This window comes from Pseudomonas sp. A-B-19 (assembly GCF_019947515.1).
Classification (GTDB): domain Bacteria; phylum Pseudomonadota; class Gammaproteobacteria; order Pseudomonadales; family Pseudomonadaceae; genus Aquipseudomonas.
This window is the reverse complement of the sequence record NZ_JAGYGN010000016.1, coordinates 68,948-82,666: the sequence shown is the minus strand read 5'-3', so window position 1 is coordinate 82,666 and position 13,719 is coordinate 68,948. Positions and strand designations below refer to the sequence as shown.

At 61.5% G+C, this 13,719-nt stretch carries 14 protein-coding genes; 9 read left to right on the top strand and 5 right to left on the bottom strand.

Annotation, left to right across the window (positions count from 1 at the left end; genetic code table 11):
• The first annotated feature begins 65 nt into the window (after window positions 1-65).
• A complete protein-coding gene (locus KGA81_RS30240; RefSeq protein ID WP_371924791.1) occupies window positions 66-821 on the top strand; it encodes a methyl-accepting chemotaxis protein in 756 nt (251 codons plus the stop codon).
• 316 nt (window positions 822-1,137) lie between these two features.
• Window positions 1,138-2,814: an MFS transporter gene (locus KGA81_RS18425; protein WP_223547589.1), complete on the top strand. Its 1,677-nt coding sequence runs from the start codon at window positions 1,138-1,140 to the stop codon at window positions 2,812-2,814.
• Between the two features lie 126 nt (window positions 2,815-2,940).
• On the opposite strand, the gene KGA81_RS18420 is transcribed toward KGA81_RS18425, so the two are convergent.
• From KGA81_RS18420 to KGA81_RS18410, 3 genes are read right to left on the bottom strand one after another with little or no spacing between them, the layout of a single operon-like run.
• Window positions 2,941-4,257 carry a sensor histidine kinase gene (locus KGA81_RS18420; RefSeq protein ID WP_223547588.1) on the bottom strand — a complete coding sequence of 439 codons (1,317 nt, stop codon included), beginning with the start codon at window positions 4,255-4,257 and terminating at the stop codon, window positions 2,941-2,943.
• Window positions 4,254-4,922 carry a response regulator transcription factor gene (locus KGA81_RS18415; RefSeq protein WP_223547587.1) on the bottom strand — a complete coding sequence of 223 codons (669 nt, stop codon included), beginning with the start codon at window positions 4,920-4,922 and terminating at the stop codon, window positions 4,254-4,256. Before KGA81_RS18415 ends, KGA81_RS18420 begins: the two co-directional genes overlap by 4 nt.
• A 3-nt stretch (window positions 4,923-4,925) precedes the next feature.
• Window positions 4,926-5,246: a PepSY domain-containing protein gene (locus KGA81_RS18410; protein ID WP_223547586.1), complete on the bottom strand. Its 321-nt coding sequence runs from the start codon at window positions 5,244-5,246 to the stop codon at window positions 4,926-4,928.
• A 359-nt stretch (window positions 5,247-5,605) separates the two neighbouring features.
• Here KGA81_RS18410 and queD point away from each other — a divergent pair, with 359 nt between their 5' ends.
• The 4 genes from queD to codA all read left to right on the top strand — a co-directional run bounded on the left by queD (window position 5,606) and on the right by codA (window position 8,052).
• Complete coding sequence (gene queD / locus KGA81_RS18405; protein ID WP_223547585.1) at window positions 5,606-5,962, top strand: 6-carboxytetrahydropterin synthase QueD; 357 nt, start codon at window positions 5,606-5,608, stop codon at window positions 5,960-5,962.
• Between the two features lie 215 nt (window positions 5,963-6,177).
• Complete coding sequence (locus tag KGA81_RS30020) at window positions 6,178-6,300, top strand: hypothetical protein (RefSeq protein ID WP_263293392.1); 123 nt, start codon at window positions 6,178-6,180, stop codon at window positions 6,298-6,300.
• On the top strand, window positions 6,297-6,701 hold the full coding sequence (locus KGA81_RS18400) for an alpha/beta fold hydrolase (RefSeq protein WP_223547637.1): 405 nt from the start codon (window positions 6,297-6,299) through the stop codon (window positions 6,699-6,701). The genes KGA81_RS30020 and KGA81_RS18400 overlap by 4 nt, the downstream gene beginning before the upstream one ends.
• Before the next feature lie 106 nt (window positions 6,702-6,807).
• Complete coding sequence (gene codA, locus KGA81_RS18395) at window positions 6,808-8,052, top strand: cytosine deaminase (protein WP_223547584.1); 1,245 nt, start codon at window positions 6,808-6,810, stop codon at window positions 8,050-8,052.
• Between the two features lie 113 nt (window positions 8,053-8,165).
• Here codA and KGA81_RS18390 read toward each other — a convergent pair whose 3' ends face one another.
• Window positions 8,166-9,158 carry a diaminopimelate epimerase gene (locus KGA81_RS18390; protein WP_223547583.1) on the bottom strand — a complete coding sequence of 331 codons (993 nt, stop codon included), beginning with the start codon at window positions 9,156-9,158 and terminating at the stop codon, window positions 8,166-8,168.
• A gap of 165 nt (window positions 9,159-9,323) precedes the next feature.
• Here KGA81_RS18390 and KGA81_RS18385 point away from each other — a divergent pair, with 165 nt between their 5' ends.
• From KGA81_RS18385 to KGA81_RS18375, 3 genes are all read left to right on the top strand, one after another.
• Window positions 9,324-10,475: an MFS transporter gene (locus tag KGA81_RS18385; RefSeq protein ID WP_223547582.1), complete on the top strand. Its 1,152-nt coding sequence runs from the start codon at window positions 9,324-9,326 to the stop codon at window positions 10,473-10,475.
• A 271-nt stretch (window positions 10,476-10,746) separates the two neighbouring features.
• Complete coding sequence (locus KGA81_RS18380; RefSeq protein ID WP_223547581.1) at window positions 10,747-11,529, top strand: enoyl-CoA hydratase-related protein; 783 nt, start codon at window positions 10,747-10,749, stop codon at window positions 11,527-11,529.
• Entirely contained in the window at window positions 11,526-12,707 is a 1,182-nt protein-coding gene (locus tag KGA81_RS18375; protein ID WP_223547580.1) for an acetyl-CoA C-acyltransferase family protein, read from the top strand. The genes KGA81_RS18380 and KGA81_RS18375 overlap by 4 nt, the downstream gene beginning before the upstream one ends.
• Before the next feature lie 141 nt (window positions 12,708-12,848).
• Here KGA81_RS18375 and KGA81_RS18370 read toward each other — a convergent pair whose 3' ends face one another.
• Window positions 12,849-13,211 (bottom strand): DUF6124 family protein, encoded by a 363-nt coding sequence (locus tag KGA81_RS18370; RefSeq protein ID WP_223547579.1) that lies wholly within the window; start codon window positions 13,209-13,211, stop codon window positions 12,849-12,851.
• Window positions 13,212-13,719 lie beyond the last annotated feature (508 nt).

The following is a 13,719-nucleotide window of genomic DNA, read 5'->3' as shown; positions in this document are numbered from 1 at the left end:
CCGTGCTGGACGCCCGCAGCACCGCGGACCAGTCGTCCGCCATCGCCACCCAGACCAGCGCCGGCATGGAGCAGCAATACCGTCAGGTGGATCAGGTGGCGACCGCCTCCCACGAAATGAGCGCCACCGCCCAGGACGTCGCCCGCAGCGCCGCGCAAGCGGCCCATGCCGCGCGGGATGCCGATCAGGCGACTCGTCAGGGCCTGACCGTGATCGACCGCACCACCGCCAGCATCGACAACCTGGCCGCCGACATGAGCGCGGCCATGGTTCAGGTCGAAGGCCTGGCCGCCAACAGCGAGAAGATCGGTACGGTACTGGAAGTGATCCGTGCGATTGCCGAGCAAACCAACCTGCTGGCCCTCAACGCCGCGATCGAAGCGGCCCGTGCCGGTGAGGCCGGACGCGGTTTTGCCGTGGTGGCCGATGAAGTGCGCAACCTGGCGCGGCGAACCCAGGAGTCCGTGGAAGAAACCCGTCTGGTGATCGAACAACTGCAAAGCGGCACCCAGGAGGTGGTCGGTTCGATGAACAACAGCCATCGTCAGGCCCAGGGCAGTGTCGAGCAGGTTGGCCAGGCCGTGACGGCACTGCGCCAGATCGGCGACGCGGTGACCGTGATCAACGACATGAACATGCAGATCGCCAGTGCCGCCGAAGAGCAAAGCGCGGTGGCCGAGGAGATCAACAACAACGTGGCGACCATCCGCGATGTGACCGAGTCGCTGTCGGGCCAGGCCAATGAATCGGCGCGGGTCAGCCAGTCGCTCAACAGCCTGGCGAACCAGCAGCAGAGTCTGATGGATCAGTTTCGCGTCTGAACCTCGCAAGTCGAACAAAATACCTGTGGGAGCGAGCTTGCTCGCGATGGCGGTGGGTCAGACAACATCTTTGTTGATTGACACTCCGCCATCGCGAGCAAGCTCGCTCCCACATTTGTTTCTGCGCGCAGCCCAACAAAATGATGCCGAGTGGATATCCGCCGCAAGCGGATTATGCTTTTAGGAACCTTGCAGCATTTTGTGGCGTCAACCTCTATGCAAGACCCGCAATCCGACGACATCAGCCCCAGGGCCTGGGTACGGTAAGTATTGGTGGGAACTCCGGCCTTCAACAAGAGCAAGACGGAGAACACTCATGGCAACAATCGACACTACAGCCACGGGCAGCACGCCCAACCACGGGCTCACCAGAGAGGAGCGCAAGGTCATCTTCGCCTCGTCCCTGGGCACCGTGTTCGAATGGTATGACTTCTACCTGTACGGCTCCCTCGCGGCGATCATCGCCAAGCACTTCTTTGCCGGCGTCAATGAAACGACTTCCTTCATCTTCGCCCTGCTCGCCTTCGCCGCCGGCTTCGCCGTCCGGCCCTTCGGCGCCATCGTGTTCGGCCGGTTGGGCGACATGATCGGACGCAAACACACCTTCCTCATCACCATCGTGATCATGGGTATTTCCACGGCTGTGGTGGGTTTGCTGCCGGGCTATGCAACCATCGGCGTCGCCGCGCCGGTCATCCTGATCAGCCTGCGCCTGTTGCAAGGCCTGGCACTGGGCGGTGAGTACGGCGGCGCGGCGACTTACGTGGCCGAACACGCCCCCAAGGGCAAGCGCGGCTACTTCACCTCGTGGATTCAGACGACCGCCACCCTCGGTCTGTTTCTTTCACTGCTGGTGATCCTCACCTGCCGCACCGCTCTGGGCACCGAAGCCTTCGAAGCCTGGGGCTGGCGGATTCCATTCCTGCTGTCGATCCTGCTGTTGATCATCTCGGTGTACATCCGCCTGCAACTGAGCGAGTCACCGGTGTTCCAGAAAATGAAAGCCGAAGGCAAGTCCTCCAAGGCACCGTTGACCGAATCCTTCGCCCGCTGGGACAACCTCAAGATCGTAATCATGGCCCTGCTCGGTGGTACCGCCGGTCAAGCAGTGGTCTGGTACACCGGGCAGTTCTATGCGCTGTTTTTCCTGCTGCAGACGCTGAAGATCGACCCGCAGACCGCCAATTTCCTGATCGCCGGCTCGCTGCTGATCGGTACGCCGTTCTTCGTCATTTTCGGCAGCCTGTCCGACCGCATCGGACGCAAAGGCATCATCATGGCTGGCTGCATCCTGGCGGCCGTGACCTATTTCCCGATCTTCCATGCGTTGACCCAGTACGGTAACCCGGACGTGTTCATTGCGCAGGAGAAAAATCCGGTCACGGTCATCGCCAATCCCGGCCAGTGTTCGTTCCAGTTCGACCCGGTGGGCAAGGCCAAATTCACCAGTTCCTGTGACCTGGCCAAGACCGTGTTGGCCAAAAAGGCTATCCCCTACAAGAACATGAACGCCGAGCCGGGCGCTGTTGCGCAGGTGCGCATTGGCGAGAAAGTGATCGAGAGCTTCGAGGGCGCCGGCATGTCGGCCGCCGATTTCAAGACCCGGAACGACGCGTTCACTGCCACGCTGGCCGCGACCCTCAAGGACGCCGGCTACCCCGAGAAGGCCGACCCGGCCAAGACCAACTACCCGATGGTGCTACTGCTGCTGACCATCCTGGTGGTCTACGTGACCATGGTCTACGGGCCGATTGCCGCCTGGCTGGTGGAACTGTTCCCGGCGCGCATCCGCTACACCTCGATGTCACTGCCCTATCACATCGGCAATGGCTGGTTCGGTGGCTTCCTGCCGACGGTGGCGTTCGCCATGGTGGCGGCCACGGGGGATATCTACTACGGGCTGTGGTATCCGATCGTCATCGCGGTGATGACGGCGGTGCTGGGTATTTTCTTCATGCCGGAAACCAAGGATCGGGAGATTCATCACACCTGAATCTGACACCCCACAATCCCTGTGGGAGCGAGCTTGCTCGCGATAGCGTCGGCACATTCAACATCAATGTGACAGATAGACCGCCATCGCGAGCAAGCTCGCTCCCACAGGGTTCCTGATGTGACTTCAGGCGTGTTTGGGCAACTCGATGACGACCTTCAACCCGCCCCATTCACTGTCCAGCAGCAATAATCTGCCGCCCCAGCTATCGACGATATCGCGCACGATACCCAGTCCCAAACCATGCCCCTGGGTTTGCTCGTCCAGCCGCGTACCTCGGCCAAATACCTGATCGCGACGCTCTTTGGGAATGCCCGGGCCATCATCTTCCACACTCAGTTCAAACCCCTGCGCCTGCTTGACCACACTCAGCCGCACCTCGGCATCCGCCCATTTACAAGCGTTATCCAGCAGGTTGCCCAGCAGTTCCAGCAGGTCTTCACGATCCCAGGGCAATTGCAGGCCGGTCGGTGCGCGGTAGCTCAGCGCCAGGTGTTCGCCATGGATCATGTTCAGGGTGGCCAGCAATCCGGGGAGTTCAGCATCGCAATCAAACAGCGCACCGGGCAGAGCGTCACCGGACAACCGCGCACGATTGAGTTCGCGATTGAGCCGTTGCTCGACCTGTTGCAGCTGTTCCTTGAGGGTCTTGCGCAATTGCGGATGTGTGTCGAGTTGCTCGCTCGAGGCCAGGCTCAACAGCACCGCCAGCGGCGTTTTCAATGCATGGCCGAGGTTGCCCAGGGCATTGCGCGAACGCTTGAGGCTGTCTTCGGTGTGGGCCAGCAAGTGGTTGATCTGCGCCACCAGCGGCTCCAGTTCCACCGGCACCCGATCGTCGAGTTGCGAGCGCTGGCCCTGTTGCAACTGCGCAATCTGTTCGCGCGCCTGCTCCAGCGGGTGCAAGGCGCGGCGCACGGTGATCCGTTGCAGCAGCAGAATCAGCAGCAGCCCGGTCAAACCCAGGCCCAACCCGAGCTGTTGCATCAGCCGGAAGCTTTCGCGTATTGGCGTGTAATCCTCGGCGACGCTGATGGAGATCGGCAACCCTGAACGTCGATAGTCGGTGCGCAGTACCAGCAACTGTTGCCCTTCCGGCCCCAGTTGCAGGTCGTCGTGCAGGCCGGGTTGATCGAGCGCCGGCAGTTCCTGGTCCCATAAAGAACGGGAACGCCAATGGCCATCGGCGAGTTCGATGCGGAAATAATGCCCGGAAAACGGCCGCTGATAGGCCGGTGACAGACGTCGTTCATCCAGATGCAAGCCTTGCGGTCCTTGCACCAGTGCCGCCAGCAGGTTCTCGCTGTCATTGCGCAACCCGGCTTCGAGGTAGCGCTGCAATCCCATTTCGAACAGCCACAGGCTGGTTTGCGCCAGTACCAGGCCCACGACCACCATCACGCTGATCAGGCCCAGGCTCAAGCGGCGCTGGATCGATATCACCGGGCTTGCCCGCCGAACAGGTAACCCTGGCCACGACGGGTTTCAATCACGCTTTTGCCGAGCTTGCGGCGCAAATGGTTGACGTGGACTTCCAGCACATTGGAGTCGCGCTCGGTTTCACCGTCGTAGAGGTGCTCGGCGAGATGGCTTTTGGAGAGGATCCGCTCGGGGTGCAGCATGAAATAACGCAACAGGCGAAACTCCGCGGCGGTCAGCTGAATGTCCGCACCGTCGCGGACAACGCACTGGCGAGCTTCGTCCAGATGCAGCCCGGCGGCCTGGAGCGTTGGCTGGTTGACCTGGCCATGGGAGCGGCGCAGCAATGCCTGGATGCGCAAAAACAGCTCTTCGGGATGAAAGGGTTTGGTCAGGTAATCATCGGCGCCGGTCTTCAGGCCTTCGATGCGCTCGGCCCAGGAACCACGGGCGGTCAGGATCAGCACCGGCGTGGCCAGCCCTGTCGCGCGCCATTGCGCCAGCACCTCCAGCCCCGGCACGCCCGGCAAGCCGAGGTCGAGGACGATCAGGTCGTAAGGTTCGGTGCTGCCCTGAAGCACCGCGTCGCGACCATCGGCCAGCCAGTCCACCGCATAGCCCTGGCGGTTGAGGCCGGCCAGCAGTTCGTCGGCCAGGGGCACATGGTCTTCCACCAGCAGCAAACGCATGGATCAGTCTTCCTTGTCTTTGAGTAAACGGCCGGTGGAGGCATCGATGCCCAGTTCGCGGACCACGCCTCCAGGGGTCAGCAGCTCGACTTCATAAATGTAGACGTCGTGTTTTTCTTCGAGCTCGGCTTCCAGCAGTTTCGCGCCGGGGTAGCGATCCATCGCCTGCTGCAACAGTTGCTCCAGCGGCAGGATCACGCCCTGTTGACGCAGACGCAGGGCTTCATCCTGATCCAGATCGCGGGCCATCACTGCCGAGCAAAAAAACAGGAGCATCAGCGCTATCCAGCTACCGGTGCATCGCTTGAATAGAAACACCTTCATTACCAATCCTGATGATTCTTGAGAACCTGCCCGCTGACAGCGTCTGATTCCAGATCCCGGTCGGTGCGAGCGCAGTGAGCTTCTCGAAAGCCACAATGGTACCAGCGTCGCGCTACCTCAGCGTTGCATCGGGGTCCAGGCGAGTCACCTTAGCCCGCTGAACTTAATTGAAGCTGAATGGCCATCACGGACAGCCCCACAACCCTGTCCCTCAAGGCCGGTCCGCGCGCCTATGCGCACATCCGCGCCAACGGTCACCTCGGCGAGCGTTGGTTGACCCTTTAGTCAGGACAAACTGGTAAACTCGCCACCTGCCCGAATCGCTGCGGCGAACGCCACCTGAACAGAGCTGAAAAACTGTGGAAATCTTCAAAGAGTTCACCTTCGAATCCGCCCACCGCCTGCCCCACGTACCGGACGGCCACAAGTGCGGCCGCCTGCACGGTCACTCGTTCAAAGTGGCGATCCACCTGAGCGGCGACCTCGACCCGCACACGGGCTGGATCCGCGATTTCTCGGAAATCAAGGAAATCTTCAAGCCGCTGTACGAGCGACTGGACCACAACTACCTGAACGACATTCCTGGCCTGGAAAACCCGACCAGTGAAGTGCTGGCCAAGTTTATCTGGCAGCAATTGAAGCCATTGCTGCCGGAACTCAGCGCGATCCGCATCCACGAGACCTGCACCAGCGGTTGCATCTATCGCGGCGAATAAAGACACCGCCCACCCTGTAGGAGCGAGCTTGCTCGCGATGGACGTGAACGATAACGCTGGGAGTCTGACACCCCGCGGCGTTCTCAAGTCCATCGCGAGCAAGCTCGCTCCTACAGGGGTATGCGTTTCGTCAGTGACATGGAAAAACAGCCTTCATCGGCTGTTTTTTTATGCCTATGCTTTTTGCCTCTTCCCCCCGCCTAGAGGACAAGCCCATGGCTGACTGGCCGCTGGATCAGGTCTTTACCTTCAACGGACATCAGGTGCGCTACGCCGTAAGCGGCGAGGGCCCGCCGCTGGTGTTGGTGCATGGCACGCCGTTTTCTTCTTGCGTGTGACACCGGATCGCGCCGTATTTCACGGCCACTCACCGCGTCTACTACTTCGATCTGCTGGGCTATGGGCAGTCGGCGCAACCCGACGCCGAACTCGCCCCTACGTGCAACCATGGCTGGGAGAGCCGGGGCAAGCGGCGTTCTATCGGCAGATCGCGCAGATGGACGAGCGTTATACCCGTGAAGCTGAGCGGCTGTACCCGACGATACGCTGCCCGGTGCAGATTCTCTGGGGTGAAGACGATCAGTGGATTCCCATCGAACGTGGGCGCGCGCTGCACCGGATGATTCCAGGGTCGCAGTTTTATCCGATACCCAACGCCGGTCACCTGGTTCAGGAAGACGCGCCCGAAGCCATAGTCGCGGCGCTGCTGCGGTTTTTGCCTCTGCAACAATCTTCCTGAACCAATCCCCTGTGGGACTGCGCTGATCAATGTCACTGGCAAGAGTTGCCGACACCGAGCTAACGTAGAGGTATTGCCTAAACGATTCGCCAAAAGGATCTGCCCGATGCACATCATCAATGCCCGTCTGCGCAACCAGGAAGGCCTGCATGAGTTGTACCTGGAAAACGGCCTGATCAGCAGCATCACCCGCCAGATCGAAGCCCCGACCCTGGGCCCTGACGATCTGGATGCCGGCGGCAATCTGGTGGTGCCGCCCTTTGTCGAGCCGCACATCCACCTCGACGCGACCCTGACCGCCGGCGATCCGCGCTGGAACATGAGCGGCACGCTGTTCGAAGGCATCGAGTGCTGGGGCGAGCGCAAGGCGACCATCACCCAGGAGGACACCAAGGCCCGGGCGAAGAAAACCATCCAGACCCTCGCCGCCCACGGCATCCAGCATGTGCGCACCCACGTCGACGTCACCGACCCGCAATTGACCGCACTCAAGGCGATGCTCGAAGTGCGCGAGGACAGCCGGCATCTGGTCGATATGCAAATCGTCGCGTTCCCCCAGGAAGGCATCGAGTCCTACCGCAATGGTCGCGAGTTGATGGAAGAAGCCATCCGCATGGGTGCGGACGTGGTGGGCGGCATTCCGCATTTCGAATACACCCGCGACCAGGGCGTCAGCTCGGTGAAGTTCCTGATGGACCTGGCCGAACGCAGCGGTTGCCTGGTGGACGTGCATTGCGACGAAACCGACGATCCGCATTCGCGCTTTCTCGAAGTGCTCGCCGAAGAGGCCCGCAGCCGCGACATGGGCTCGCGGGTGACAGCCAGCCACACCACGGCCATGGGCTCCTACGACAATGCCTACTGCGCCAAACTGTTTCGCCTGCTCGGGCATTCGGGGATCAGCTTTGTCTCCTGCCCCACTGAGAGCATCCACCTGCAAGGCCGCTTCGACAGTTTCCCGAAACGCCGGGGCGTGACCCGGGTCAACGAGCTACTGGAAGCGGGCATGAACGTGTGCTTTGGCCAGGACTCGATCGTCGATCCGTGGTATCCGCTGGGCAATGGCAACATTTTGCGGGTGCTGGAAGCCGGGTTGCACATCTGCCACATGCTCGGTTATCGCAACCTGCAAAGTGCGCTGGACCTGGTGACGGACAATAGCGCCAAAGCCATGAACCTCGGCAATCGCTATGGCCTGGAGCGCGGGCGACCGGCGAACCTGCTGATTCTGTCGGCAGAGAGCGATTACGAGGTGATCCGCAGCCAGGGGTTGCCGCTGTACTCGATACGCGGGGGCAAGGTGTTGATGAAGCGGACGATGCCGGTGGTGGAGTTTGCGGGTCTGAGCTGAAATTTGCGTTGACTGGACTGGCCCCTTCGCGGGCAAGCCCGCTCCTACAGTGGATCGGTTTGGTTCACAAATTCCCTGTAGGAGCGGGCTTGCCCGCGAAGGCTATCTAACTGTCAGCCAATCATTCGAGCCGTACCAAACAGGCTGACCCGACTCAATTCCCCCATCTCCTCTTCCAGCAAGATCGGCGCCGTGCCACCCGGCATCGTCACTTTCACTTCCCCGGCAGTCACCCAACCTACCCGCCACGCCGCACTGGCCACCGCACTTGCACTGGTCCCCGAAGACGCCGTTGGCCCCTCGCCCCGCTCGAATACCCGGGCAGCGATGTGCCCGTCGGACACGCGCATGGCCCATTGCAGATTGATTCCCGCCCGACAAGGGTTGCCTGCACCGACCGGCATGGCATAGGCAATCCGCGTCAGCCCCTCACCCAGCGCCGGCTCGCGCATCTGCTCGTTGCTCGGCAGATCACTGGCACTTTCCACCAGCGTCACGCAATGCGGATTGCCGACCCGCGCAAACTGGCTGCGCGACCAGGCGCCATTGAGTGCTGACAACTGTTTAACGTGGCTGAGTTCGCGGCCATTCAACAGCACCGTTTCTACGCCCACTGCACTGACCGCTGACGACCCGAAACCAGGCTGGCCCAGATCGAGCCAGAAACCCTTCACGCCATCGACCTCTGCGGCTTTCACCGAAGTCTGTCCGGGTGAAGGCATGTCGGACTTGTCGTGGTGAACCCTGAGCAGACAGGCTTCGCTCTTCGGCAACAACCCTTGATCGCTGAGGGCCTGGGAAAAAATCGTCAGCCCATTGCCACTGCGCTCGGCCAGGGTGCCGTCAGTGTTGACGATCAACAGATCAAAGGGTGGCGAGGACTGAAACGGTCCGACCAGCAAGCCGTCGCTGCGATGATCCTTGCTGCCGGTTGGTTGAGTGCCAGGGGCCCAGCTGCAGCAAGCCTCGATGGCGGCTAGCGCCCAGGCTTCGAGGGTTTGCGCTGCCTGGCTGGCCTGATCCGGCAGCTCGATACCCTGGCGGCGCAGTTCTTCGGGCGCTACCACGATGTAAATGTTGCCCCGTGCATCGTACCGCTGCGCCATGGCGCCCTCCGTGTGTGATTTGAATGGCTCAACATATCGCGAAAGACATTGTCGCTGTGCAACGATGTCGCTTTGTTTCAGAGTAAAACTTCCGGGCGCTGATCGAACCCTCACCGGTCGATCACTGTCCGTTGAGGACGTGACGTTTTTTTGCCAGGGATTGATATGACCAGCCTCAACAATCAAACCACCTTCGTTCCCGGCCGCCTGGAACAGATGTCCACGCGCATCGCCTTTTTCATCGCCGGGTTCGGCATCGCCGCGTGGGCGCCGCTGGTGCCCTATGCCAAGGCCCGGGCCGGACTGGATGAAGGTACCCTGGGATTGCTGTTGCTGTGTCTGGGGGTGGGTTCGATTCTGGCGATGCCGTTGGCCGGGATCCTGGCCTCGCGTTTCGGCTGCCGGCGGGTGACGACCGGCGGCACCCTGCTGATCTGTGCCGCCCTGCCGCTGCTGGCGACGGTGTCATCGGTTCCGGCCTTGATCGCGGCGCTGTTCATGTTCGGCGCGGGCCTGGGCACGGTGGATTCGACGGTCAACCTGCAAGCGGTGATCGTCGAGCGCGCCAGTGGCAAAAACATGATGTCGGGTTTCCATGGCCTGTTCAGCCTGGGCGGGATTGTCGGTGCGGCGGGTGTCAGCGGGTTGCTTGGCCTGGGGATTTCCCCGCTGGGGGCCACGCTGGTGGTGATCGTGATGTTGCTGATCGCGCTGGCCAAGGCGGTGCCGCACCTGTTGCCCTACGGCAGCGAGAGTTCGGGGCCGGCGTTTGCGCTACCCCATGGCATTGTCCTGTTCATCGGGGGCATGTGCTTCATCGTATTCCTCGCCGAAGGCGCGGCGCTGGACTGGAGTGCGGTGTTCCTGGCGCAGGAACGCGGTATAGACACAGCGTATGCAGGGCTTGGTTATGCGGCGTTTGCCTTGACCATGACAGCCGGGCGTTTGACCGGTGACAAAATCGTACGGCGGTTGGGCGCGACACGGGTGATGGTGTTCGGTGGACTGACGGCTGCCGCAGGTTTGTTCCTGGCGACGTTCGCACCGAGCTGGGAAGCCGCGCTGGTCGGTTATGCGCTGCTGGGGGCCGGTTGTTCGAACATTGTGCCGATCCTGTACACCGCGGTCGGCAAGCAGACGGTCATGCCCGAAAGCATCGCCGTGCCGGCCATTACCACCCTGGGCTATGCAGGCATTCTGGCGGGACCGGCCGTCATCGGCTTCATCGCCCACGGCAGCAGCCTGAGTTTTGCCTTTGCCTTGATGGCGTTGTTGCTGGTGGCGGTGGCGATTGGCGGGAAGGTGTTGAAGGTCTGAAAAGCTTCGCTGGCAAGCCAGCTCCTACAGGGGCCAGGTACAACCGTCATTTTGCGGGTGTACGCAAAACCCGTAGGAGCTGCCGCAGGCTGCGATCTTTTGACTTTCAGTGCCTGCGCCGGGCGCAGCCACCCCCCCGAATGTGTGTGTGTCGCCTTTTGGCGCACCGGCATGGCAAAAAGCGGCAGTGCAGTTGACCCGTTTGGCCATAGATCCGGAGTTTGTCCGGCGCTTAAAGTGGCAGCCCTGAACCGACCCTGCAGAGCCTGCGATGACCGACCTGATCAAACACGAGCGACGCGATGGCGTGTTGACGCTGACCATCGACCGTCCGGACAAGCTCAATGCACTGAACAACGCCATGTACACGCAGTTGGCCGAACTGTTGCTGGCCGCCGACGAAGACGAGCAGACCGGCGTGATCATCATCACTGGCGGCCCGACCTGCTTTACCAGCGGCAATGACCTGGTGGATTTCCTCCTGCACCCGCCGACGCATCTGGACGCCCCGGCGTTCCACCTGATGAAGGTCGTCACGCGCCTGCAAAAGCCGCTGATCGCGGCAGTCTGCGGGGCGGCCATCGGCATCGGTACCACCTTGCTGCTGCATTGCGATCAGGTGCTGGTCACCCGCAACGCCAAGCTGCGCATGCCGTTCGTCAATATCGGCCTGTGCCCCGAGTTCGGCGCCAGCCTGTTGCTGCCCCGCCGCCTCGGCCATGCCCGCGCATCTCGCCTGCTGTTGCTGGGTGACGGCCTGGACGGCAGCGAAGCGGTAGCCTGGGGCCTGGCCAACGAAGCCTTCGATGACGGCGAGCAGTGTCTGGCGGCGGCCCTCAAGATCGCCCAGCGCTTTCTGGCCATGCCCCAGCAAGCCCTGCGCCAGTCCCGGCAGTTGATGAAACAGGCTTGCCTGGCCGAACTGGACGCCACCCTGCGCGAAGAAAACACGCTGTTCATTCAGCGCCTGAACACCGACGAGGCGAAAGCCGCCTTGAACGCCCTGCTCAATCGCAGTACAGACAAGAATCCACCGAAAGGAAACCAGCCATGAACACTCCGGAAATCTACGTCGTCAGCGCCGCCCGTACCGCTATCGGGACCTTCGGCGGTTCGCTCAAGGACGTGCCACTGGCCGACCTCGCGACCACAGCCGTGAAAGCCGCCCTGGAGCGAGCCGCCGTGGACCCGGCCCTCGTTGGCCATCTGGTGATGGGCAACGTGATCCCGACCGAAACCCGCGATGCCTACATCTCCCGCGTCGCGGCGATGAACGCCGGCATCCCGAAAGAAACCCCCGCCTACAACGTCAACCGCCTGTGCGGTTCGGGCCTGCAAGCGATCATCAACGCCGCCCAGACCCTGATGCTCGGCGATGCCGACATCGTCGTCGGTGCCGGTGCCGAATCCATGAGCCGCGGCCCGTACCTGATGCCAGCCGCCCGTTGGGGTTCGCGCATGGGCAACGCCCAGGTCATCGACTACATGCTCGGCATCCTGCATGACCCCTTCCATGGCATCCACATGGGCATCACCGCCGAGAACGTCGCCGCGCGCAACGGCATCACCCGCGAAATGCAGGACGCCCTGGCGCTGGAAGACCAGAACCGCGCCGCCCACGCGATTGCCAACGGCTACTTCAGCGAGCAGATCGCGACCGTGGAAATCCAGGATCGCAAAGGCGTCAAACTGTTCAGCGTCGACGAACATCCGCGCGCCACGTCCCTGGAACAGTTGGCAGCGATGAAACCTGCGTTCAAGAAGGATGGTTCGGTCACCGCCGGCAACGCCTCGGGCCTCAACGACGGCGCCGCCGCACTGGTCATGGCCAGCGGCAACGCGGTCCAGGCCAACAACCTGAAACCCCTCGCCCGCCTGGTCAGCTACGCCCACGCCGGCGTCGAACCGGAACTCATGGGCCTGGGCCCGATCCCGGCCACCCGCCTGGCGCTCAAGCGCGCCGGCCTGACCGTCGCCGACCTGGACGTGATCGAAGCCAACATCGCCTTCGCCGCCCAGGCCTGCGCCGTCAGCCAGGAACTGGACCTCGACCCGGCCAAGGTCAACCCGAACGGTTCGGGCATCGCCCTGGGCCACCCGGTGGGCGCCACCGGCGCAATCATCGCCACCAAGGCCATCCACGAACTGCACCGCACCGGCGGCCGTTATGCGCTGGTGACCATGTGCATCGGTGGTGGTCAGGGGATTGCTGCGATTTTTGAGCGGGTTTAACCCTCGAACAATCGCTGAATAACCTGTGGCGAGGGAGCTTGCTCCCGCTGGACTGCGCAGCAGGCCCTGCTTTTCAAGTGAAGAGCTGGGGCCGCTATGCGACCCAACGGGAGCAAGCTCCCTCGCCACATATAACCGCGTTTATGCAGTTGGCTCGACCTTATCCAGCACCCTATTCGCCGTGATTTCCGCCAGCATCACACTGTTGGAGATACCTAGCAGAACATTGCGCGAACTACCCTCCAGATGATCCACCAGGTAATGGACCATCACATCGACCGAGGCCAGGGTCTCGACCAGATAAACCACTAGGGTTTCAGTCGTGGCCTTCGGGTCTACTGAAAACATGGTGCTGACGGTTCGTGGGGTGGCTTTGATGTCGGCGGCTGAGGGGGCGTGGTAGTCGAGGGCCCGTTCGGTGGCCTCGTTTTGCTTTTTTGAATCGGGGCCTTCGTACGGCGATGCCAGATCGATGTCCGGCGGGTTTGGCGTTACTTTGAACATTGGCTCAATCCTCATATGAGTGAGGCTGCAACCAGTTCGCGACTAAACGAATGGGAGGCAGCTGTGCACAGGTTAGTCGACCGATGAGCCAAGAAATCGGCGCGCCGAAGCGCCCTGCGCACAGCCACCATCAAATACAGGAATTGAATACCTGTGTGATAGAGACATTGTGCGTCTTGACATCGACGGGCGACTAAACCCGATCACTGATGGGCAGTGATGGGAATCAAGTTACCGAGCAGTCCCAAGTCGCACAAGCCGGCGGATTCTGGCGTAACCGTAGGCATCGGCGCAAGGTCCTGTAGCTTTCGGGAAGTGAGCGTGAGGGGATTTAAACAACAATGTCGGATGACGTTGAATCGTCTAACGGAAGCTTCCTACAAGAGGTGCACCTTTAGAACCAAAACCGAACTCATCTATTCTTGCGAGGCAATGGTAAGCATTGGATTAGTTCTATTATCGCCAGTAGCTGAGGGCAGCAGAAAGGAGCGCCGAGCGAAGTGAAAAA